The following is a 22,748-nucleotide window of genomic DNA, read 5'->3' as shown; positions in this document are numbered from 1 at the left end:
AGCTGTCTGGCGCGCAGCAGGACATGCTGGACAAGGCGCCCGCCGAGATGAAGCCGTTCATGGAGGCGCAGATGAAGATGCAGAAGGAGCAGGAGCTGACCCAGCTCATCACGCAGATGATGAAGCAGATGCACGAGATGGCGATGTCCGTCATCCGCAACATCGGCGGCTGATAGCGCCCCCTGCAGCTGGGTAGTCCCAACCGGTCTCGCGCTCCTCGATAAGAGGCGTCGCGGGGCCGGTTTCGCTTTTCATCGATTCAATTCTGAACGCCTGGTGGCCAACCCAGCGGGGTTGAGCTCGGTCCATCGTGTCGAGCTTGACGCAGGGAGCGGCGGGGCACATGGGTTGACCATGTCTTCTCTGCCGCCATCTGGGAAAGATGTGTCCGGGAGGATGCTCGCGCTCGCCTTCGCGGCCGTCGTGGGAAGCTTCCTCGTGACGAACCTCCTCGTTCAGCGCTCTTCCGCGGCTGTCGGTGCGCTCTCCGAAAGCATCATCCACAACTCGGCCCCGAGCATCGAGCACCTGGCGGTTGCTCGCAGGGCTGTTCTGGAAACCGAGCTGGCCCTCTCGCGTTTCATCCACGAGCCCCAGCTTCGGCCCGAGCTGGGACGGACCCTGGAGACCGCATCGGCGCGGGTGAAGCAGGGAACGTATGAGTATTTGAGTCTCCCGTCCTACCCCGGCGAGCAGGTGCTGTGGCTGGACGTCCAGAAGTCCTGGGTGCAGTTCGACAATGCCGTCCAGCAGGCGCGCGAGCTCGCGGAGTCGAACGAGGGGGCCGAGGCCAGTGCGATGTTCGGTCAGCAGGTCGAACCGGCGGCTCGGCGCGTCCTCGAGGACATCTCGCGTGCGAGCGAGCTCAACGCCGTCCGTGGCCGTGAGCTGGCGGCGGACATCCGCGAAACCCGGCGCCAGACCCTCTGGCTCTCCATCGGCCTCACCTCGGTCTGTGTCCTCCTGGCCGTGATCGTGGCCTGGCTGCTCCATCGCCAGTCGCGTGCGCGCCGCGCGCTCTTCGACGCGCATACGAGAGCCCTGGAAATGCGTGCCGCGGAGCTGGAGCAGTTCGCGGGCCGCGTCGCCCACGATATCCGCAATCCACTCTCCGCTGCCCGGATGGCCGCCGAGCTGGCGCTCCGGAAGAGTGTGGATGAGGCGTCGAGCCACTCCCTCCAGCGCGTCATCCGCTCGCTCTCGAGAGCGGATGCGATCACCACCGCGCTCCTCGACTTCGCCCGGTCCGGAGCGAGGCCGGATCCAGGTGCCCGGACCGAGCTACGGACGGTCATCGCCGACCTGCTGGGGGGATTCGCGGCCGAGGCGGAGCAGGCCGGTATCGAGCTTCAGTCCGAGCCGGTTCCGCCCGTCTTCGTCGCATGCAGTACGGGGGTCTACCTGAGCCTGCTCGGCAACCTGGTCCGCAATGCGATCAAGTACATGGGTGACGCACCGAGCCGGCGTATCACCCTCCGCCTGAGTGAAGCGGGGGCCTTTGTTCGCACGGAGGTCATCGACACGGGACCGGGAATCGCCCCGGAGAAGCTGCCCGTCTTGTTCGAGCTGTACTTCCGCGGACAGCGCGGCGGTGCCGATGGGCTCGGGCTGGGACTCGCCACGGTCAAGAAGCTGGCGGAAGGGCACGGCGGCCGGGTCGGTGTTTCGTCCGAATGGGGCAAGGGATGCACGTTCTGGTTCGAGCTCCCGCGTGCCGGTTCCTCCTGGGAGCTGCTCCACGAGGGCGAGGGCGCTCCTCCACCATCGCGGACGGAGCTCACGCATTGAGCCCGTGCAGGGCGGGAGAGGGCCCGGGAAAAAAATGATCCGGAAAAGAAGGAGGAAACTCCGAGGGGGAGGGGCCGATAATCAGGATGTCAGGTAGCTGCTGCACCCCCACCGAGTTACCAACCCTTCGAAAACACTGGAGAATACAATGAGCCTCTCTTCCATCGCGAACGCCGGCATCGGAGCAATGGGCAAGCTGTCTGGCGCGCAGCAGGACATGCTGGACAAGGCGCCCGCCGAGATGAAGCCGTTCATGGAGGCGCAGATGAAGATGCAGAAGGAGCAGGAGCTGACCCAGCTCATCACGCAGATGATGAAGCAGATGCACGAGATGGCGATGTCCGTCATCCGCAACATCGGCGGCTGATAGCGCCTCCTGCAGCTGGGTAGTCCCAACCGGTCTCGCGCTCCTCGATAAGAGGTGTCGCGGGGCCGGTTTCGCTTTTGGGGCCCATGGGGCTCCACCGGCGCAAGCAGCCAGGCAGCCTCGAACCGGCCTCGCGAGCCCTCTCCAGAGAGGACCTCGCGGGGCCGGTTTCGCTTGGAACTCCTCTTTCCCGGGATGGTGGGCTTGACGGACTCCCGATCGTGGATTCCACTCCCGACCTCGGGGGTTGGCAGAGGAATCCTGGGCGGAAAAATCACTTTCGCGAGGCCACAGGAAACCTTCGGTGGGGTGGCTCGATAATGGAAATAACTGAAGCACAGCGGGCGGCGCTTCGGCGCCACTCCCTCAACGAGATGTTCTGACCTGGTGCGAAGAGCTTTCTGCGCGCCTGAGAAAGAAAGGACGAAACATCATGTCGACCAAGATCGGTGGTTCTCCGAACACTGTGACCACGGCTCGTACCACCACGGCTGAGCTGCAGACCCTGGGCGCCACCAAGGACGCCGGCCAGGTTCAGACCACCGCCGCCACCACGGCCGCCAACGCCGCCAACAACACGGTGGAGACCGATGTCTTCCGGACCGACCGGTCCATCATGGACATCTTCTACTCGGTCGTCGGCAACGGCGGTCCCGCCACCCCGACCCCGCCGGCGCCCTCGGACTCCTCCCACCCGTCCGGCAGCCTGAAGACGGACAAGAACGGCGTCATCACCACCCCGGGCGGCTACAAGATCGAGGCCACCAGCCAGTTCGAGTGGAAGATCACCGGTCCGGACGGCAAGAACACCCGCGTCTGGGGCGACCCGCACGTGGACGAGGGCGACGGTGGCAAGTGGGACTTCAAGCGCGACAGCACCTTCGTGCTCGGCGACGGCACCCGCATCAACTGCACCACCGCCCCCTACGGCAACGGCATGACGGTCTCCGCCAAGCTGGAGATCATCTCCGGTAACGACCGCGTGCAGGTCACCGACATCGACAAGGGCAAGGGCAAGACGGGCCCCGTCACCCAGGACGGCTTCGCCCACGCCAACAGCTTTGGCAACAAGGACGTCTTCGTCATGGGCAAGGAGACCGACGACTGGTCCTTCACGGGCAAGGAGATCGTCGGCAGCAACAACGGCGGTGAGTCCTTCAAGCTCGGCAACGACCTGGCTCCGGGCAACACGAAGCCCGCGGTGAAGCCCTCCACCACCAAGCCGGGTGGCTTCTTCGGCAAGCTCGGCGACCTCTTCAACCAGATGTCCAAGCTGTTCGACTCCCTGCGCAAGCTCACCGAGAAGCTCGAGAAGAACAACCCCTTCGAGCGCCCCACCACCCACGGTCCGCGCGGTGGTTGCTGGGTGGATCGCCGCCAGGCCACCCTGAAGAACAGCTTCGAGGACATCGGCCGCATGATGGACAAGTGGTCCTCCCTGAGCGACCTGACCCGCAGCATCAACCAGAACCGCTTCCGGACGTTCTGAGCTCTGGTTTAGACTCATCGGGCGGGAGGGTCGTGCGCGGCCCTCCCGTCTTTTTTTTCCCCACAGGTGATCCCGTGAGCAATACCCCGCAGAATCCCGCCGGTACCACGCGCGTCATCTCGGAAGAGCTCGGTGAAAAGCTCGTCGTCGGAGAGATCACTCCGGCGGAGTTCCTCGGCTTGTCCCAGGAGATGCTCTACCAGATCGCCACACGCGGTCACGAGATGCTGAAGACCGGGAAGTTCCAGGACGCGCTGGACATCTTCAAGGGCCTGGTGGCGGCGTCCCCCTACGACAGCGTCTTCCACTGCAACCTGGGGTCGACCTACGCCCACCTGGAGAAGTACGCCGAGGCCAAGGACGAGTACACCCGCGCGCTCGAGCTCAACATCGGCAACGTGGATGCCCTGGTGGGCCGCAGCGAGCTGCTCCTGCGCGAGGGCAACGTGAACGGGGCCGTCCAGGACATCCAGACCGCGCTGAAGCTGGATCCCGATGCCAAGCGCGAGAACACCAAGCGCGCCCGCGCCACCCTGACCATGCTGCAGAAGGCGGGGAAGGCGAAGTAACCCGCCTCGCGGGAGGGGCCTACCGGCGCTTGTACACCGCTGCGAGCGCCGAGCCCCAGTCCGTCTTCATCACCTTCATCTTCTGGAAGACGAGCTCGGGGGAGGCCAGCGTCTGTCCGGCCATGATGACCCTCGCGCCCGGCTTGAGCTCCTCCAGCTTGTGGGTGAGCTTGCCCATCAGCTCCGGTCCGTAGCAGGTGCCATGCGCGAACAGCACGTCGGCCTCGGAGAGATCCTCCACCAGGAAGTCCCCATCGATGAAGTCGATGCGCTGCTCCTGGTGCTCGGGCCCCAGGTGGGGGCGGATCTGCGCGTCGTAGTGGCTCAGCACCCGGCGGGCCGCGTCCCCCAGGCCGGGGAGCAGCTCGATGCCCACCACCCGGCGGAACGGGAAGGCGAGGGCGGCCAGCATGGTGGCCTTGCCCGTTCCGGAACCCAGATCGAAGAACACCTCGCCCGGCTGCGGCGCGGCCGCGAGCATCACGTCATGGAAGGCCGGGGGAATCACCTCCCCGTAGGTGGTGGCCGCTTCCTGCTTTCCCAGCCGCTCCTTCTCCTGCCGGGCGATGTCGTAGCCGGAGAAGCCCGAGTAGAGCTGCTCGAAGAGTTCCTGCGCGCGCGCGAGTTCCATGTGCCCCATCTTACGGAAGGTCCGTCCCGGGAGGACGTTTCTGTGCGGCCTGTCCTGTAATTCCGGTAGGGAGCTTCCGTCGGTTCGGAGGCTCGTAGTACCATCGAGGTTGACTTCCTCCGTCCCGTCCCCACCACCATGGCGAACTCCGATCCCGAAGTCTCTCCGCCCGACCTGCTCCAGCACGCGATGCAGGGCTTCCAGATGTACGAGCAGGGGCGTTACGACGAGGCTCGTGTCATCTTCCAGGAGCTCTTGGAGTTGGACCCCACGGAGGGCTACTACCGCACGGCCATGGGCGCCACCTGTCTGGCGGTGGACGAGCTCGACGAGTCGCTGGTGCACTTCAACGAGGCCATCCGCCTCAATGACTCGGACACCGCGGCGCTGATCAACCGCGGCGAGGTCCACCTGCGCCTGGGCAACATCATGGAAGCCGTCCATGACTTCACCCGCGTGGTGGAGCTGGACCCGGAGAACAAGGACCCCCTGACCGAGCGTGCGCGTGTCCTGGCCGCGGCGGCGCGCCAGAGCGCCGAGGAGGCCCAGCGGGACGCCGAGGCCTCCCAGGAGTAGGCCGGGCTCGCCTGGCCGCATGCTCCCGGCCGAGGGCGTGGGGTGGAGGCTTGGGAAACCAGTCCGGTTTCGCTAGGCTTGCGGACTGAATGTCCGCCCAGAGCAACAGCAACAGCTTCCTGTCCAAGTACTCAGACATCGTCCTGGCGTGCGTGGTGGTGGCCATCATCGGGATGATGATCGTCCCGCTGCCGCCCATGCTGCTGGACGTGCTGCTCACCCTGAACATCAGCGTCTCCGTGGTGCTGTTGCTCATCTCCCTGTACGTGCCGCAGGCGCTGCGGTTGTCGGTGTTCCCGACGCTGCTGCTCATCACCACGATGTACCGGCTGGCGCTCACCATCTCCACGACGCGCCTCATCCTGCTCACGGGTGATCCGGGCGAGGTGGTCGAGGCCTTCGGTCACTTCGTGGTGGCCGGCAACATGGTCGTGGGTCTGGTCATCTTCATCATCCTCGTCATCGTCAACTTCATCGTCATCTCCAAGGGCAGCGAGCGCGTCGCCGAAGTGGCCGCGCGCTTCACCCTGGACGCCATGCCCGGCAAGCAGATGTCCATCGACGCTGACTTGCGCGCCGGCTCCATCGACCAGGACGAGGGCAAGCGCAAGCGCCGCGACCTGGAGCGCGAGAGCCAGCTGTTCGGCGCCATGGACGGCGCGATGAAGTTCGTGAAGGGCGACGCCATCGCCAGCATCATCATCACCGTCATCAACATCGTCGGTGGCCTCATCATCGGTGTGATGCAGAAGGGCATGGAGGTGGGCGCCGCGGCGGAGAAGTACACGCTGCTCACCATCGGTGACGGTCTGGTCGGAATGATCCCCGCCATCCTCATCTCCACCTGCGCCGGTATCATCGTGACGCGCGTGGGCGGCGACGAGGAGGGCAACCACCTCGGCGCGGACGTGGGCGCGCAGCTGACCGCCTACCCGAAGGCCATCGCCATCGCCGCGGGCATGCTCGTGGTGCTCGGCCTCATCCCCGGTCTGCCCAAGATTCCCTTCTTCCTGCTGGCCGCCGGTGCCGGCTACAGCTCCTGGAAGATGCTGAAGAAGGAGGAGGCGGTGGCGGCGGGCGAGGCGGCCGGCCTCAGTGGCGAGACCCCTGAGGGCGAGGTGCCCGCGGCCACCGAGCCGCAGCCCAAGGAGGCCATCAACCCGGACTCCGAGCTCTTCATCCCCGTCGTCACGCCCATCGTCCTGGAGGTCTCCGACTCCCTGGTGCCCTATGTGGACTCGCGCCAGGACAACGGCAAGTTCCTCTTCGAGCTCATCCCCTTCATGCGCGACGGCCTCTTCGTGGAGATGGGCGTGCGCTTCCCGGGCGTGCGCGCCCGCGGCAACTCGAACCTGCCTCCCGGCGCCTACCAGATTCAAATCAACGAAGTCCCCGTGGTGACGGGCCAGGCCACCCTGGGCCACGTGCTCGTCAACGACACGGTGGAGCGCCTGAAGCTGATGAACATCCAGGGCTTCGAGGCCGTCAACCCCGCCACCCGTCAGGCCGCCGCGTGGGTCCCCGAGCAGCACAAGGACACGCTCGAGGCCGCCGGTCTCACCACGTGGGATGTGCCCGGCTACATCATCCTCCACCTGGCCGCCGTGCTGCGCCGCCAGGCGCGCGAGTTCATCGGCGTCCAGGAGACGCAGTCGATGCTCGACCAGTTGGAGAAGGCCTTCCCCGCCATCGTGAAGGAAGTGGTTCCCAAGGTCGTCACCGTGCTCAAGCTCACGGACATCCTCGGGCGCCTCGTGGAGGAGGAGATCTCCATCCGCGACCTGCGCGGCATCCTCCAGGCGCTGGCCGAGTACGGCCAGGTCGAGGCCGACAACGTCATGCTCACCGAGCACGTGCGCTCCAGCCTGCGGCGCTACGTGTCCCACAAGTTCGCCCGTGGCACGGGCACCCTCGTGGTCTACCTGTTGGATCCGCAGATCGAGGAGGCCATCCGCGGCTCCATCAAGCGCACCTCCGCCGGTACCCACCTGGCCCTCGAGCCGGACATCGCCCAGGAGATCGTCCAGGCGGTGAAGTCCGAGTGCGGCCACCTGCCGCCCAGCGCGCAGCGCCCCGTCATCCTCACGGCCATGGACATCCGGCGCTACGTCCGCAAGCTGCTCGAGTACGAGTTCAACCCGCCCTTCTCCGTCGTCAGCTTCCAGGAGCTGTCCCCCGAGCTGAACATCCAGCCGGTGGCCCGTATCTCCATCCGGTAGTGGCAGGTGCCCTCTCCCTCTGGGAGAGGGCGTTGGCTCAGACGCCCATGAACAGGGCGATCAGCACGCCCACCGCCATCAGGAAGATGACGCCCAGCGCCACCAGCGGGATGTAGCGCTTCACGTCCGGCTCGGCCACCTCGCTCTCCGGCTCCTTGCGGCGCACGGGCGGCGGGGGCGCGGGCTTCACCGGCTCTTCCACGGGAGGCTCCGGCTCGGCGGCCGGTTCCGGCTCGGGCTGCTCCGCGGCGGGCTCCTCGGCCGCGGGCTCGCTGCTGGCCTCCTGCTCCTGCTCCTGCTCCTCTTCCGCGGGCTTCTCGGTGGACGCCCCCGAACGCTTCCCCGAGGGCGTGCGCTCGCGCGCGGCCGGCAGCGGGTGCGTCCTCGAGCTGGGCTCGTTGTCCGACGAGACCACCGGCACCGCCAGGGCCTCCGATTGCTCCTCGGGCGCCTCGGACGGGCAGACGTAGACGAAGCGGACTCCACCCACCTCCAGCTCGTCACCGTCCTTCAGCGTCTTGCGGTTCACCCGCTTGCGGTTGACCTTGATGCCGTTGCGGCTGCCCAGGTCCTCCACGTGCGTGCCCGACCAGTCGCGCCGCACCTTCACGTGCTGGCGGGAGATCAGATCGTCCCGGAAGATGACATCCGCCGAGTCGTCCCGGCCGATGGTGAACTCCTGCGCGTCGTTGACCTCCAGCCGCTCGCCCTCGCGCGGGCCGTTCATCACCCGCAGGTAGCGCTCCTCGCCACCCGACAGGCCCCGCATCACGTCCTTCACCATGTTGCGGGCCACGAAGGACGTCTTCTGCGACTCCACGTCGTGTGGCAGATCCGCCACCTTGTCGAAGCGCACGTCGAACTGCGCGATGACGATGACGTCACCGTTGCGCAGCAGCCGCTTCTCGCCCTTGGGCAGCGGCTTGCCGTTCACCTGGGTGCCGTACGCACTGCCCAGATCCTCCAGGAAGAAGAGGTTGCCCTCCTGGGTGATGCGCGCATGGCTGCGCGACACGGCCTGCTGCGCCAGCACCACCTGACAGCCCTTGTCGCGGCCCAGGGTGATGATGGCGTCGTCCAGGACGTGCTCGGTGGGTTTGGCACCGGCTTCACTGCTCTGTTTGACCGTTAGCCTGACGCTCATCGCGATGGCGGGTGGCGGGGTTCCGGGCGCGCACTAGTACGACTTCGCGCTGAGGAACTTTTCGCACGTCTCCGACTCCGTGGGGAAATCCTCAACCGAGCCGTACTTGAGGAAGTTCTTGCACGCAACCTCGGCGTGCTGGCGCTTCTGGCCGTTGGAGTAGATCTCGAACAGACCGTAGTGGCAGGGCGCGTACTTGCCATCCCGCTTGAGGCACTCCTTGTAGGTGCGCTCCTCGTCGGCCAGAAATCCCTCGTCCTTGTACTTGCGCGCCAGCACGAAGAGGGACTCCGCGCTGTTCTCCGCCCGCTGCGTGTCGCGGAACTGCTTGAGGCCCGAGTCCACCAGGGCCGCCTTCTTCTTGGCGATGGTCAGGTTGTTGAGACACACCGCATGGTCCGGCTTGACCGCCACACAGCTGGCGAAGGACTCCACGGCCTCCGCGTACCGGGCCAGCTCCATCTGCACCGCGCCCAGGTTGTTCCACCAGTCGGGGTTCAGGTTGGGCGCCAGCTGCACGGACTTCATCATCTCCGCCGCGGCCTCATCCAGGCTGCCCTGGCGGTAACGGATGATGCCCAGGTCATGGCGGGCCTGCGCGTTGTTGGGGTCCACCACCAGCAGCGTGAGGAACTCCTTCTCCGCCTTGTCCATCTTGCCCAGGTTGATGAAGGTGAGCCCCAGGTTGTAGCGGGCCTCGATGTAGTCCGGGTTCACCTTCAGGGCGCGCTGGAAGCTGTCATGGGCCTTTCCGTAGGCCTGCTCGTCCAGGTACAGCTTGCCGAGGTTCATGTACGAGGCCGCGTGCTCCTGGTTGAAGCGGATGGCCTTGATGAAGTGCTCGCGCGCCAGCTTCTTGTTCCCCGAGTACATGGCGATCAGGCCCTTGTTGGCCCACAGGTCCGCGTACTGGGGAGCGAACTCCAGGCCCAGGTCGCAATACACCTCGGCCTGCTTGAGGTCCCCCTTGTCGAGCTCCTTGACGCACAGCTCGTTGTTCACGAGAGCTCGCTCGGATGGCGGCGGGGTGGTGACGCAGGCGGAGGCCAGCAGCAGGGGGAGGGCGAGGGCGGAGCGGAGGGAACGCATGACGGGGTGGGAGTGTAGGAGAGGCCCCCCTCCCGGATCAACGCCCCCCGACCCGGAGATTCCGTGCGGTTTCAGTGGTTTAGCCGCCACCTGGGGACGCTAGAGTCCGCCCCCATGCGCTCGTTCCTGCTCGCCCTCGCCAGCCTGGTGGCCCTCTTCTCGGCCGCCCCCGCCCACGCCCAGTTCGCCAACCGCAGCCTCGGCCTGTCGCTGGGCTATATGAACTTCAACAACACGGCCAGCCTCACCAGCACCGTGTTCGTCGGCTTCGACGCCACCCTCTACATCGAGAGCGGCTTCGAGGTCGTCTCGCTGACGAAGATCGCCTTCCCGGAGGATCCCATCAGCGGGCAGCGCGTGGTGGGCCTGGCCCCGTCGCTCGGCGTCCGCTACCTCTTCTTCGAGGAGTCCATCCGGCCCTATGTGGGCGCGGACCTGAGCTACCTGCACGTCTTCAAGCCGCAGGGAGACTCGAACTTCTTCGGCATCGGGCCCAACGCGGGCATCGAGTTCTTCGTGTCGGACTCCATCAGCCTGGGCGCCCGCGCGCAGTTCAACGCCTACCTGTCGCTGACGGAGCGGGTGCAGACGTCGCTCATCCTGTCGGGCGGAGCGTCCGTCTACTTCTAGTCCTAGGCCACCGCACGCACCGTGCCTCCCCGCCGCGCGCCAGGGGAGGGCAGCAGGGCCGCGGCCACCAGCAGCGTCCACTTCTCGTCCGAGAGGTGGGCCGGCTTCTCCAGGGCCAGCAGCTCCTGCAGCTTCGTGGCGAGCGCGGAGAAGAGGCGCAGCCGGGCCTCCATCCGCAGCTCCTCGCGCCGCAGGGCCGCGGTGAGCACCAGCTCCCGCGTCTCGGCGCTCAACCGCTTCACTCGGGAGACGAAGAGGGGATCCGCCAGCAGCCCCTCGTCCGCCGACGCCTCGAGCGCCGAGGGAGCCTTGAGGCGCCGTTCACGCACCACGATGGTGCCGGCGAGCATGTCCCCCAGCCGCTGCTGCGAGCCGGACAGCAGCGCCGTCACCCCGCCCACCAGATAGAAGAAGGGCAACCGGTCCACCGGCCGCGCCAGGTTGCGCAGCGCGGCATGGTAGAAGCCGATGCGCACGCCGCTTTGCTGGATGACACGCAGGCCCATCACCCGCTTGCCCACCGTCTGCCCGCTCCAGGCCGTCTCCAGGGCGATGCCGTAGCCCCAGTCCACCAGGAAGTAGAGGACGAACCCCAGCGCGCTGGCGAAGCCGGGGAAGGCCACCATCGTCGCGCTCAGCCCGATGAGGAGGACCATGGTGAGGCCACCGACGAGCACCGCGTCCATCAGCCACGCCAGGAAGCGCGAGTAGAGGCCCGCGAGCGTGAAGCGGAACTCCACGTACTCGGGCGTGAGCACGGTGTGGGTGCCGTCGAGGAGGGTGTCGGGCGTGTCCGTCACGGCTCCAGTCTAGGCGCGTGGAGCCCTCGCGGGCACGCCCCGCAGAATATTTCCGGTGGCTCGACGTCCTGAGTGCCATTCGCGACAATTCCGCGACACGAGGTGGGTTCCTGGCCCGCCCGCATCCCCTGGAGGGGAATTCCCCATGCGTTTTGGTTCCCGCAGTCTCGCTGCCGCGCTCGTGCTGTTCGCTTCTGGCTCCGCTTCCGCCGTGGAGCTCAATTACAAGTGGAAGAAGGGCGATGTGCACCGCTTCCAGTATGAGGATGACTCGACCATCGAGATGAAGATGCCCGGCGGCATGGGCGGGATGCCCGGTATGGGCATGCAGATGCCCGGGATGGAGATGGGCAAGGGCGGCATGAACGTCCGCATGAAGGTCCAGTCCGTCTTCAGCCAGAAGGTGCTCTCGGTGCGCAAGGACGGCACCGCCGAGGTGGAGCTCACCCTGGAGAAGATGGACCTGGTCGGCGCCGACAAGCGCGTCACCACCATCGACACCATTCCCCCCGCCGCGAAGAAGGTGAAGGCCGAGGTGGATCGCAAGGGCAACGCGAAGTTCTTCAAGATGGTGACGGTCTATATCCAGGAAGGCCGCACCGTGGTGGGCGTGCACAACCTGAAGGCCGGGCCCAAGGGCGCCAGCGCCTCGATGACCGCGGGCGACACGCGCGTCGACGTGGTGGCCGCGGTGGACCCGAAGAGCGGCACCGTGTCCCTCGCCATGACGGAGAAGAAGGCGCCGCCTCCCGCGCTCAAGGCCGTGAAGATCAAGGAGGAGGATCCCTCCGTGGATGTCCTCCCCAAGCAGATCTTCGACATGATGGTGCTCCCCGATGGCGACTTGGCGCCGGGCGGCCGCTACGAGGTGGCCACCCCCATGGGCGCCATGGCGCTCACACTCGCGGAGATCGAGAACAACATGGCCCAGATGCGCACCACCGTGGCCCAGAAGGCCGAGGTCCCCGCCGAGGCGGCCGGTGAGAGCGCGGCCGGGCAGGAGTCCGGTGACGCGGAGGAGGGCGGCTCCGCTCAGGCCATGGGTGGCATGAACATGGGCGGCGGCATGCCCGGCATGGGCGGCATGAACATGGGCGGCGGCATGCCCGGCATGGGCAGCGGCTCGGGCAACGACGCGGGCGGGGCCATGGGCATGAAGGTGGACCTGGACGTGAACAGCGGCTTCGACGTGGCGGCCGGCCGGCTCGTCCGCATCGAGGGCACCCAGGTCATCGACCAGTCCTCGGGCGGCATGGGCGGAATGAAGGTCAGCTCGCGCTTCTCCCTTCAGCGGTTGTAATCGGGCCTCGCGTCAGCGGGCCCGGAGCCACTCCGAGGCGTGGTGCCGCGCGAAGAGCCGGCCCACGCCGTGCTCGTCCACGAGCTCCCAGACTTCCATCCCGCCCTTGCGCTCGAGTCCCTTGAACATCACCCGGCCGGCGAAGCGGAACACCTCCGCCAGCTCGCCGGCCGGGTGGAAGCCCACCGTCAGCCTCATGGGCCCGGGCGGGAAGAAGTAGCGCTGGTGGAGTTCCGGATGCAGCGTCCGCGGCTCCACCTCGAGCTGGCGGAAGAACCGCTGATCCCCCAACGTCTCCTGGTAGGCCAGCAGCGTCTCCTCGGAGACCGCGACGCCCGCGTTGTAGATGTCTCCTGGCGCGTCCTCTCCCTGCTTCGCGGCGTCCTCCAGCGCGTCCCGGAGCGACTGCTCCAGCGCCTGCCTCGCCCCCTCCAGGTCACCCGCCTTCAGCGCCGCGCGGGCCTCGGCCTCGGCGGAGTAGGGCACCTGCACGGACAGCGGCGCGCCCACGAACACCAGCCACGGATGTGCCAACGAGGGATTGCCCCGCCGCTGCCGCTCCTGCGCGAGCATCGCGTCCGCCTTCGCTCTCGCCGCTCCCGAGCGCGCCGTGCCCCGGGCGCTCTCGTTGATGCGATCCGCGATGGCCACCTTGGAGAGGCCGAACACGTCGTCCTCCAGGGTGATGACCAGCGGCGCGGGGCCGTACGAGACGAACACGCCCGCCTCCAGTCCCTCGCCCCGGCCTCGCGCCAGTGCCGCCTCCTTCTCCCGCTGGATGATGGCGCGCACCCCTGGCCGGGCCGCTTGCAGCTTGCGCTCGTATTCCTCCTCGATGGTCTTCAGCCCCGCCTCCACCTGCTCGCGGGAGATGGTCTGGGCCAGCCGCCTCTCGTAGGACACCAGGTGGCGGCGGATTCCCACCGCGAGCGTCACCAACCGGTCCACCGTCCCGCTCAGCGAGAGTGCGTCTCCCAGCAGGTTGTTGACCGAGACGCCCCCCCGGTCGGATAGCTGGGACATGCCGCCGTAGAGCGCCTTCGCGTCCGCGAGGATGGGCAGGTAGAACTCCCGCCGCAGGAAGTCCGCCATCGCGGCGCCGCCGAGCAGCTGCGTGCGCCGGGTGAAGTCCTTCACGTCCACGAACAGGTGCGCCACCGGGGCGCTCACCGCCGAGCGCAGCAGGGGGCCCTGCTTCGTGGACAGCAGGTAGAGCCGCCCGGCCTGATACTCCGCCTCCAGCCCGCCTTCCACCTCCTCGCCGGTACGTGCCTCCATCATGCGCCGCAGCGGGAACAGGGAGCGCTCCAGCCACACATCGCAGACGAATGCCGTGGCCGCCCTCGCATAGCAGGCGTGGGCCTTGGCGCGTGCCAGCCCGGCGGCCGCCGCGGGCTCCTTGGGCGAGTACTCCTTGAGCCGGGTGGCCAGATCGTTCAGCGCTTCGGCCGACGGGCCCTTCAGCGTCTCGGCGTAGGTACGCAGTTCCTTCGTCAGGTGTTTGCGTTCCTTGTCCTCGGCGAGCAGGGCCGTCAGCTCGGCCGGGCGTGTGGCGAGCGCCCGCAGGTACTCCGTCAGGGCCCCCTGGAAACCGCCGCCCTCGCCCAGGCGCACCGCGCGCACCAGCGATTCGCGCAGGGCGCTCATGCCCACCGCCAGCTCGGCCCTGCGCGCCATCGCGTCGTCTTTCGAGATGACCTGTTCGAGCGTGGCGCGCACCGTGTCCACCGGCAGGCCGCCGGGGTACTGGGCCACCAGCTTCTCCGCGTCGGGGACTCCGGCCAGCAGCTCGCAGCCGTAGAGCGTGGAGCCGCCCGTCAGCAGCAGCCGCGTGCCTCCCAGCACCGCCATGGGCCCCAGCGCCGACTCGATGCGCGCGGCGAGCTCCGGGGAGGGCTGGCCCTCGCGCACCGCCCGCTCCACACCCAGCCGCAGGGCGAGGTACAGGCCCGTGGCCGTGGCCGTCAGTAGCTGGCGCTGTATCGAGGCTGGCAGGTCCAGTGTGCGCAGCGCGCCCTCCATGCCCGGCAGCAGTGAGGACAGCATCAGCGCGACCAGTGCGGGGGTCTCCTCGCGCCCGCGCGATTCCTTCATCTCCGTGAAGGCCCGCCGCATCAGCTCGATGACCAGCGCCACCAACGAGCGTCCCCAGCCTCCCGGGCCCAGCCAGGCCGCCATCACGCCGCCGGTGAGCAGCGGGTGCGTGAGCGTGGCCAGGTCCGCGGCGGCTCGTGTGTCCGGACCGCCCGCGCCCGGTGACAGTGTCGGCGGTAGCTTGGGCAGGGTGGAGTACTCCTCCACCAGCAGGAAGCGATCGAAGTCCCCGGTGGAGACCAGATCCCGGTGCCTCGACAGCAGCATCACCGCGAGCTGTCGCGCGCCCTGTGAGAAGAGCGTGGCGGCCTCGGGCGTGATGTGGAAGGGCACCCGCGGTTCCGCCAGCGAGACTCCCAGCGAGAAGCGCAGCCGGCCCGGGTCCAGGCGCAACAGCTCGGAGACACGCCCGTGGAACTGGCTCGCCAGCTCGAGACGGCGTTGCGCGATGGGAGAGACCACGGCCCCCTGTGCCGACAGACTCATGGCCCCGACTATTTCATTTCTTCAGCCCGCCTTGAACTGGGCCGCGCCGTCGTAGGTCGCGTTGGAGTTCGCGCCGGGCAGCGTGTCCTCCATCGTCTGCCCGTCCGAGGCCGTCACTCGCACCTTGATGGAGCCGCTGCCCATGCCGGCGGGCTCGACGAAGTAGTTGTAGTCCTCGCGCTTGACGTTCACCCAGGCGCCGTTCTTCCAATACTCGAGCTTCGTCACGGGCATGCGGTGGTTGCGCACCTGGATGGCGGTCCACCACTGCGAGCTGCCGTCCTTGATGTGATAGCGGACGGGGCCCTGCACGTCGCACGTCACCATGCGCCAGCGCACGTTCACCCGGCCCGCGATGGGATCGGCGATCTTCTCGAAGGCCGAGCGGCTGAGGTCCAGGTGGCCCTTGGTCGGGCAGTCGGGGCACGAGTCCACGATGCGCACGCGCAGGTTGCCCTTGGGGCCCTCGATCTCCACGCACGAGCCGCACACCGCGCTGTTCTCGTACTGGCCGATGTTCATCGCCGCCACGTCCAGGTTCCCCGGGCTGGGATCGAAGCTGCAATTCCCCGCGCCCGTCGCGTCGTAGAAGGTGATGAGGCCGTTCTGGAACTCGCCCAGCGCGCGCAGGGCCCCGCCAGGATCGGTGGGGCCACAGGCCGCCAGCAGCGGGAGCAGGATCGTCGCGAACCAGCGGGCGGGGGCGAGCTTCTCGATGCGCATGATGGGATCTCCTCTCATCAGGAAGGGGGCCGGGAGTGTAGCGCGTCCAGATGGCCGTGCCCGGCTGCTCGCTCCAGGAGCGTCCCCCCGGAGAGGGGCCGGGCGGGGGTCCGTGGCGGTTCGGGACTCGCCCCCTGCCTCCAGAGGGTGATAAGCCGGGATTTCCTCCCCCGATTTCTCTCGGAACGCCGAGCCCCTCAGATACGCGATGGCAGCGAATCCTGTCCCCGTAGTGGAGACTCGCAGCGCGGAGCGCGGCACGGAGCAGCCCGCTCCTCCCGCTGGTGAGAAGGGCACCCCGGCCGTCCCGAGAGGACTCCCGCTCTTCGCGCGTCTGTTCCTCCTCATCCTGGTCTGCACGCTGCCTCCGCTGATGTGGCTGGGCTTGGAGATGATGAACGCCAACGAGGTCGCCCTCACGGAGACCGTTCGCCACCAGCACCGCTCCATCGTCTGGAGCGTGCAGAGGACCGTCCGGGGCGAGTTGGCTCGTGTCGAGCAGGATCTCGAGGACGTCTCCAACATCCTCTTCCGGCCCGGGCCGAGCGATGACGCCAAGCGCTACGCCCTCGCCGGCTCCCGGGTGGCAGTGCTGCGCGACATCGACTTCGTCACGCTCTACGCCCCGAGCGGCCAGAGCATCACCACCGTGAAGGCCGAGGAAGTGCCGGATCCGCGGGTGCCCTCGCGGCTGGAGCCCGCGCTCCTCGATGCCCTTCGTGCCTCCAACGGCCAACTCGTCGTCCAGGGAGTGCACGCGAACGCACAGGGGGAGCCGCTGCTCGATGTCTTCTTCCCCATTGTCCGTGACGGTGGCTCCATGCGCGCCGTGCTTGGCACCCAGGTGAAGCTCCGTGAGCTGTGCAAGGTGATAGGCAATTTCGGCGAGCAGTTCCTTGGCTCGCGCGAGAATGTCTTCGTCGTGGACCGTGAGCGACGGCTCGTGCTCCACGCGGACCCCGCCCGAGTTGCCGCTCGAGAGGACCTGTCCCGGCACGGTCTTTTCTCAGCGCTCAGCGGCGACTCTTCCTTCCGTACCGACATGGTCGCCATCTCGGACTTCCAACTGGACGGTGTGGAGATGCTCGGCTCGCTGGAGGTGCTCTCCGAGCGGGGCTGGGCGGTGGCCGTGTATCAGCCCCAGTCCGTGGTGTACGCGTCGCTGTCGACGATGCGCAGGACCATCCTCAAGGTGCTCGTCCTGTCCGCGCTGGTGGCCCTGGTGGCCGGCCTGCTCGGAGCCCGGCTGCTCACCTGGCCCATTCGCGATCTCATGGCCGCGACGCGGGCCCTCGCCGAGCGCACCTTTCGTGGCGTGGGAGAGCGCGTCACCCGGCGCGGCGACGAACTTGGCGCCCTGGGCCGCGCCTTCGACAGCATGGCCCTCACACTGGAGGCCAAGGAGCGCGAGGTCGTCACCCAGACGCAGGTGCGTGCGGCCCTCAGCCGCTACCTGTCTCCCGATGTGGTGGACCTGGTCGTGTCCAACCCGGACCAACTGCGGCTCGGCGGTGAACGCCGCGAGGTCACCATCCTCTTCGCCGACGTGGTGGGCTTCACCAAATTGTCCGAGTCCCAGCCGCCGGAAACCATCGTCGCGTTGCTCAATGAGCTGTTCACCTTCGCCACCGAAATCATCCAGCGGCGCGGGGGCATCATCGACAAGTTCATCGGCGACTGCGTCATGGCGGTATGGGGCTCGCCCCAGTCCCATCCGGACGACGCTCTGCGCGCGGTGCAGGCGGCCGAGGATCTGCGGCGCTGGCTCGACGTGGGCAACCGCCGCTGGCGCGCGCGCTGGGGCATCGAGATCCAGCTTGCCATCGGCATCCACACCGGCCCCGCGGTGGCGGGCAACGTCGGCAGCGAGAAGCGCATGGAGTACACCGTTATCGGTGACACCGTGAACGTGGCCGCGCGCATCGAGTCCATGGCCCAGCCCGGGCAGATCCTCGTCAGCGAGGCCACGCGCGAGCGCATCGGTGACAGTGGTGTGGAGCTGGTGCCCGCCGGAGAGCGCCAGTTGCACGGCCGTACCGCGGCCACCCGCATCTTCGAGGTGCCACTCTGATGCTCGAGCCGGGCACCCTCGTCGCCGAGCGCTTCCGCGTCCTGCGCTCGCTCGGCAAGGGCGGCATGGGCGTGGTCTACGAGGCGGAGCAGCTCGGCCTGGGCCGCCATGTGGCCCTCAAGGTGATGCACCCGCACATCGCCAGCGCCCCCGGCTTCACCGAGCGTTTCCAGCGCGAGGCCCAGGTGCTCGCCCGGCTGCGCCACCCGGGCTCGGTCGAGGTGTACGACTACGGGCTCGGCTCGGGTTTCCTCTTCCTCGCCATGGAACTGGTGTCCGGCGAGACGGTGGACTCGCTCATCATGCGCGAGGGCGCGTTGCCAGTGCCTCGCGCGGTGGACATCGCCGTGCAGGTGCTGGAGGTGCTGGAGGCCGCGCACGCGCAGGGCATCGTCCACCGCGACCTCAAGCCCGCCAACCTCTTCCTGGAGTCCTCTCCTGCAGGCGAGCGCGTGAAGGTGCTCGACTTCGGCCTGGCCGCGCTCGGCGGCGAGCTGCACGCGCGCCTCACCCAGGAGGGCATGTCCGTGGGCACGCCGGGCTTCATGTCCCCGGAGCAGATGCGCGGGCAGCCCACGGATGGGCGCAGCGACCTGTACTCCCTGGGGTGCGTGCTCTACGAGCTGCTCACCGGGTTTCCTCCCTTTCCGGTGATGCCCTCGGCGGAGATCGTCGTCGCGCACCTCTACAAGCCGGTGCCTTCGTTCCACGAGGTGCGGCCGGACCTGTCCGTTCCCGAGCGTCTGGAGTCCCTGGTGCGCAGGGCCATGGAGAAGCTTCCCGGCGCGCGCCCGCCAGACGCGGCCACCATGCGTCAGGAGTTGCTGGCCGTGCTCGCCGGGCCCCTGGGGCCACCCCCGCCGCCGAAGAAGCGGGGCGAGGGAAAGAAGACGGAGCGGGGGCTCGGGCAGGTGCGGCACGAGGTGCCCGTGCCGAAGCCCGTACCCGGTGGGGCGCCCGTGGCCGTGCTGGTACCCAGGCACCAGGAGCCCGCTGGCAACACGCTGGTGATGTCGCTCAAGGCATGTGGCTTCCAGGCGTGGGTGGCCTCGGAGAGCGAGCCCTGGGAGCGGTTCGGCGCGCTGCTCGTCGTCGCGGACGGGCGCGAGTCGCTCGCCTGGGCAAGGACCCTGGCCGCGCGCCCGGGTTCTCCTCCTGTCCTGTTGTGTGGTCCCGCGGATGACTGGGACCTGGTGACGGGCGCGCTCGAGGGAGGACTGTTCGACTTCGTCCCCCTGCCGCTCGATCCGATCGATCTGACCCGGAAGGTGTCGCGTGCCCAGAAGCTCAAGCGTTAGAGGATTCGCCACGGCGCTCGTCCTGGTGCTGTGCCTGCCGGCTGTCTCGTGGGCCGAGGCCCCGAAGCCCGTCGATGACGACGTGTACGTGGTTCAGCCCGGAGACACGTGCGGCAGCGTGGCGCGCAAGGTGTTCGGTGACGCGACCACCGGCTCCGCGAAGCTGCACGCGCTCAACAAGATGGGGGCACCCCCGCATCAGCTCGTGCCGGGCACGGTGCTGCGCATCAAGGGAGACCCCGACGCGCGCCTCACCTTCATCCGGCCCGAGGTCAACTCCAAGCGCGCGGGCAAGGTGGAGTGGTTCCAGGCGAACACCGGTCAGGGGCTGTGGCGGCTCGACTCCGTCAACACGCTGCGCGAGGCCGGCGCCGAGGTCACCTTCCGGGACCTGACGCGGCTGCAGATGAACGAGAACGCGCTCGTCGTCATCTACGGCCAGTCCACCCAGGCCACGGACAAGGTGAAGAAGTCCGGCGCGGTGGAGCTGCTGCGGGGCGAACTGAGTGTCTCGCTGGCGGAGCTGCGCGGCGAGTCCGTGGGCGTGCAGATGCCGGCGGCCACGGTGGCCGCGCGCTCGAAGGACCTGCTGGTGGGCGTGGACGGCCAGCAGATGAGCCGCGTCTCCGTCTTCGACGGCCAGGCCCAGGTGAGCGCGCAGGGGCAGAACGTCCAGGTGCCCAAGGACCACGGCACGCGGGTGGAGAAGGGGAAGGTGCCCGAGAAGCCTCGCCTGCTGCCCGAGGCGCCAGCGTGGGCGGGTGGGGTGCGCTCGGTGCGGTTGCTGCTGGACGACAAGGGGGTGGACGAGGAGCTGGCGTGGGCGCCCGTGAAGGAGGCGGCGTCCTACCGGGTGGAGCTCGCGCGCGATGAGCGTTTCAACGACCGGGTGCACGGGGAGACGGTGCCGGCGGGGCAGGAGTCGCTGAGGTCCGTGGCCCGGGCGCTGCTGCCTGGCCGGTACTTCGCGAGGGTGCGCGCCGTGGACGCGGCGGGCCTGGTGGGCAGGGCGTCCGCCGTGCGGCAGGTGGAGGTGATGCGCGTGAAGACGGAGCGGGGCACCGTGGGGCCCCAGGGCATCCGGGGCGCGCAGCGGCTGGACTTCACGGTGGAGGGCGCCGAGTCGCTGGACTTCCGTCTCGACGGGGCCCCCACGACGCACCCGGTACGGGTGGAGAGCGTGGGCACGCACACGCTGGAACTGCTGCCGCGCGGCGTTCCCGACGCCCGCCCGGAGAAGCTGACGCTCACGGTGGTGCCGCCTCGCGTGGACGTGGACGTGGAGCCCGTGGCGGGTGCGTTCCGGGTGAAGGTCCTGGTGCTCGACGAGCGGGGCAATCCGCTGGAGGGCCCCCTCTCCGCGCTGAAGCTGCGCGGGTTGCATGGCACCCAGGTGGAGGAGCCGCTCCAGCGTCAGGCAGATGGCTCGCTGCTGACGCGTGCGATGCCGGGAATGCGGAATGGGGAGCGCGTGGCCTCGGTGGAGGCCCTCTGGGGCGGCACGCCCGTCCAGCAGGTCAACGCGCTGGCGCCCATGGAGCAGGCGCCCGTGCCCGTGTCCGTGGCCGCGGAGCCCGCGCCTCCCGTGCAGGACGCTGGAGCGGAGGTGGCCCTGATGCCGTTGCTGGGTGCTCCCTCGGGAGGCCTGGTGGAGGCGGCCCCCTTGCCCACGGCCTTCCTGCCGCAGGCGTGGCTTTTCGAGGTGCGCACGCAGCCTGGACTGGAATCGGCGGGCCTGGACATGGCCCGCGGACGCACCACGCTCGCCGTGGAGGGCCGCGTGTCCGAGCGGGTGGCCCTGGGCACGGTGCTGGCGATGCGCCCCGGCGTGCTGATGAGGGGCGGTGCGACGGGCGAGGTGCCCGAGACGGCGCTGTCCGCCTCGCTGTCGGCGCGGGTGCGGCTGACGGACCATCCGGACTTCCGGGTGCTGCTGGCCTTCGATGGCACCTTCGCGGGCTCCCGCTTCGACGAGGAGGCGCGGGGGCTGCGGCTGCGTCCGATCCTGCTCGCGGGGTTGCGCCGGGATCGCTGGGCCTTCTCCACCAGCCAGGCCTATGCCCTCCGGCCGGGCGGAGCCGAGGCCACCTGGGACAGTGCCTATCAGGTCTGGTTCCTTCCCCTGCCCATGCTGTCGCTCGGGGCCGGGCTCGATGCGCTGGTGGGCGCCACGCCCCAGGTGCCCGGTCCCCTGGGCCTCGCGGCCGGAGTGGGGGCCCGCTTGAAGCTCGGAGGCTTCGAGCTGGGCACCTCGGTGCGCCGGGGTTTCGGTCCGGATGGCGCGCGCGTCTGGGGCGGATGGAGTGGACAGTTGACACTGGGCTGGTCCGGCCTCGGCGCGCTCCTGCCTCAATAGTCACGGACCGCCCGCCGATGGCTTAGAGTCTTCTCGCATGGAGATGCCCGAGTTCATCGAGGCGAGGCGGCCGCGCTGGCAGCAGTTGGAGGCCCTGCTCGACAAGGCCGAGGAGCAGAGTCTGCGCGCCCTGCAACTGGAGGAGGCCCGCTCGCTGGGCAAGCTCTACCGCGCCGTCTCCAGCGATCTGCTGTGGGTGCGCGCCCGCGGCGGCTCGGCCGACGTGAGTGAGTACCTCAATGATCTGGTGGGCCGCGCCTACGCCCTCACCTATCCAGGCCAGCGGCCGAGGCTCTCGGACGTCTGGGCCTTCGTCGCCCGCGGCTTCCCCGCGCTGCTGCGCCAGGAGTGGCGCATGTACCTGGCCTCGGTGCTCCTCTTCCTGGCGGGCCTGGGCTTCGGCTACCTCGGCATGCTCGCGGATCCGGACGCGGCCTCCTACCTCGTTCCCGCGGAGCACCTGAACCTGGACCCCGTCGAGCGCGCCGCCGGCGAGGCCTCGGGCGACGGCATGTCCGTGCAGCAGCAGGCCGCCTTCACCACCTTCCTCTTCACGCACAACATCGAGGTGGCGTTCCTCGCCTTCGCCCTTGGCATCACCGTGGGGGTGGGCACGGCGTTGATGCTCTTCTTCAACGGCCTGATGCTGGGGGCGCTCGCGCAGGTGTACACGGCCAAGGGGATGGCCGGCTGGTTCTGGGCGTGGATCCTCCCGCACGGCATTCCGGAGATCACCGCCATCTGCATCGCGGGGGCGGCGGGCTTCGTCATCGCCCGGGGGCAGGTGGCGCCGCGAGGTCTTCCCCGGGGCATGGCCCTGCGCCAGGAGGCCGTACGCGCGGTGAAACTGCTGTTCGGCACGCTCGTGCTCTTCGTGCTCGCGGGCTTCATCGAGGGCACCATCTCGCAGATCCACCCGCCGAAGCTGTCGGTGCTCTTCAAGGTGTCCTTCGCCCTGACGGTGGGCCTGGGCGTCTATGCCTACCTGTGCTCGGACTGGATGCGCGGGGCCCGGGCGGATTCCGCGGGCCCGGACGGGAGTGGCGCGCGTTAGGCGGTGGCTGGGCGGACTTCATGGAACACGACAAGACAGCTCCGAGCGTACCTGCCCCGTTCCT

18 protein-coding genes are annotated in these 22,748 nt (G+C 68.4%); 12 read left to right on the top strand and 6 right to left on the bottom strand.

Features of this window, described 5'->3' with window-relative positions; translation table 11 throughout:
- Nucleotides 1-396 precede the first annotated feature (396 nt).
- The 4 genes from BO221_RS46965 (at nucleotide 397) to BO221_RS46950 (ending at nucleotide 4,213) form a co-directional block, all read left to right on the top strand.
- The gene (locus BO221_RS46965) at nucleotides 397-1,788 is read left to right on the top strand and encodes an ATP-binding protein (protein WP_073567452.1); all 1,392 of its coding nucleotides are present in this window, start codon (nucleotides 397-399) and stop codon (nucleotides 1,786-1,788) included.
- 148 nt (nucleotides 1,789-1,936) lie between these two features.
- Nucleotides 1,937-2,155: a hypothetical protein gene (locus tag BO221_RS46960; RefSeq protein ID WP_043405211.1), complete on the top strand. Its 219-nt coding sequence runs from the start codon at nucleotides 1,937-1,939 to the stop codon at nucleotides 2,153-2,155.
- Nucleotides 2,156-2,588: 433 nt separating this feature from the next.
- On the top strand, nucleotides 2,589-3,644 hold the full coding sequence (locus tag BO221_RS46955; protein WP_073567451.1) for a DUF1521 domain-containing protein: 1,056 nt from the start codon (nucleotides 2,589-2,591) through the stop codon (nucleotides 3,642-3,644).
- 74 nt (nucleotides 3,645-3,718) lie between these two features.
- Nucleotides 3,719-4,213: a tetratricopeptide repeat protein gene (locus BO221_RS46950; protein ID WP_073567450.1), complete on the top strand. Its 495-nt coding sequence runs from the start codon at nucleotides 3,719-3,721 to the stop codon at nucleotides 4,211-4,213.
- A 19-nt stretch (nucleotides 4,214-4,232) separates the two neighbouring features.
- On the opposite strand, the gene BO221_RS46945 is transcribed toward BO221_RS46950, so the two are convergent.
- Nucleotides 4,233-4,844: an SAM-dependent methyltransferase gene (locus BO221_RS46945; protein WP_073567449.1), complete on the bottom strand. Its 612-nt coding sequence runs from the start codon at nucleotides 4,842-4,844 to the stop codon at nucleotides 4,233-4,235.
- Nucleotides 4,845-4,982: 138 nt separating this feature from the next.
- Between BO221_RS46945 and BO221_RS46940 the strand changes: the two genes are divergently transcribed.
- Both BO221_RS46940 and sctV read left to right on the top strand, forming a co-directional pair.
- The gene (locus BO221_RS46940) at nucleotides 4,983-5,420 is read left to right on the top strand and encodes a tetratricopeptide repeat protein (protein WP_073567448.1); all 438 of its coding nucleotides are present in this window, start codon (nucleotides 4,983-4,985) and stop codon (nucleotides 5,418-5,420) included.
- A gap of 89 nt (nucleotides 5,421-5,509) precedes the next feature.
- Entirely contained in the window at nucleotides 5,510-7,639 is a 2,130-nt protein-coding gene (gene sctV / locus BO221_RS46935; RefSeq protein WP_073567447.1) for a type III secretion system export apparatus subunit SctV, read from the top strand.
- Nucleotides 7,640-7,676: 37 nt separating this feature from the next.
- On the opposite strand, the gene BO221_RS46930 is transcribed toward sctV, so the two are convergent.
- Nucleotides 7,677-8,783, bottom strand: coding sequence for an FHA domain-containing protein (locus BO221_RS46930; RefSeq protein ID WP_073567446.1), 1,107 nt, complete (start codon nucleotides 8,781-8,783; stop codon nucleotides 7,677-7,679).
- Between the two features lie 33 nt (nucleotides 8,784-8,816).
- Nucleotides 8,817-9,872 carry a tetratricopeptide repeat protein gene (locus BO221_RS46925; protein WP_083682534.1) on the bottom strand — a complete coding sequence of 352 codons (1,056 nt, stop codon included), beginning with the start codon at nucleotides 9,870-9,872 and terminating at the stop codon, nucleotides 8,817-8,819.
- Nucleotides 9,873-9,986: 114 nt separating this feature from the next.
- Between BO221_RS46925 and BO221_RS46920 the strand changes: the two genes are divergently transcribed.
- Entirely contained in the window at nucleotides 9,987-10,502 is a 516-nt protein-coding gene (locus BO221_RS46920) for an outer membrane beta-barrel protein (RefSeq protein ID WP_073567445.1), read from the top strand.
- A gap of 2 nt (nucleotides 10,503-10,504) precedes the next feature.
- Here the strand turns inward: BO221_RS46920 and BO221_RS46915 are convergent, their stop codons facing one another.
- Nucleotides 10,505-11,302 carry an RDD family protein gene (locus BO221_RS46915; protein ID WP_073567444.1) on the bottom strand — a complete coding sequence of 266 codons (798 nt, stop codon included), beginning with the start codon at nucleotides 11,300-11,302 and terminating at the stop codon, nucleotides 10,505-10,507.
- Between the two features lie 145 nt (nucleotides 11,303-11,447).
- Between BO221_RS46915 and BO221_RS46910 the strand changes: the two genes are divergently transcribed.
- Nucleotides 11,448-12,602 carry a hypothetical protein gene (locus BO221_RS46910; protein ID WP_073567443.1) on the top strand — a complete coding sequence of 385 codons (1,155 nt, stop codon included), beginning with the start codon at nucleotides 11,448-11,450 and terminating at the stop codon, nucleotides 12,600-12,602.
- Between the two features lie 12 nt (nucleotides 12,603-12,614).
- Here BO221_RS46910 and BO221_RS46905 read toward each other — a convergent pair whose 3' ends face one another.
- Nucleotides 12,615-15,182: a hypothetical protein gene (locus BO221_RS46905; RefSeq protein WP_073567442.1), complete on the bottom strand. Its 2,568-nt coding sequence runs from the start codon at nucleotides 15,180-15,182 to the stop codon at nucleotides 12,615-12,617.
- Between the two features lie 21 nt (nucleotides 15,183-15,203).
- Complete coding sequence (locus BO221_RS46900) at nucleotides 15,204-15,905, bottom strand: expansin EXLX1 family cellulose-binding protein (RefSeq protein ID WP_073567441.1); 702 nt, start codon at nucleotides 15,903-15,905, stop codon at nucleotides 15,204-15,206.
- 208 nt (nucleotides 15,906-16,113) lie between these two features.
- Between BO221_RS46900 and BO221_RS46895 the strand changes: the two genes are divergently transcribed.
- From BO221_RS46895 to BO221_RS46880, 4 genes are read left to right on the top strand one after another with little or no spacing between them, the layout of a single operon-like run.
- Complete coding sequence (locus BO221_RS46895; protein ID WP_083682532.1) at nucleotides 16,114-17,976, top strand: adenylate/guanylate cyclase domain-containing protein; 1,863 nt, start codon at nucleotides 16,114-16,116, stop codon at nucleotides 17,974-17,976.
- Entirely contained in the window at nucleotides 17,976-19,274 is a 1,299-nt protein-coding gene (locus tag BO221_RS46890; RefSeq protein ID WP_073567439.1) for a serine/threonine-protein kinase, read from the top strand. The genes BO221_RS46895 and BO221_RS46890 overlap by 1 nt, the downstream gene beginning before the upstream one ends.
- A complete protein-coding gene (locus BO221_RS57525) occupies nucleotides 19,252-21,630 on the top strand; it encodes a FecR domain-containing protein (protein ID WP_143196089.1) in 2,379 nt (792 codons plus the stop codon). The genes BO221_RS46890 and BO221_RS57525 overlap by 23 nt, the downstream gene beginning before the upstream one ends.
- 37 nt (nucleotides 21,631-21,667) lie before the next feature.
- Nucleotides 21,668-22,684 carry a stage II sporulation protein M gene (locus BO221_RS46880; RefSeq protein WP_073567437.1) on the top strand — a complete coding sequence of 339 codons (1,017 nt, stop codon included), beginning with the start codon at nucleotides 21,668-21,670 and terminating at the stop codon, nucleotides 22,682-22,684.
- The last annotated feature ends 64 nt before the right edge of the window (nucleotides 22,685-22,748 follow it).

Source organism: Archangium sp. Cb G35, from assembly GCF_001896145.1.
Classification (GTDB): domain Bacteria; phylum Myxococcota; class Myxococcia; order Myxococcales; family Myxococcaceae; genus Archangium; species Archangium violaceum.
Note: the sequence above shows the minus strand (reverse complement) of the source record. Positions and strands in the feature narration are given on the sequence as shown.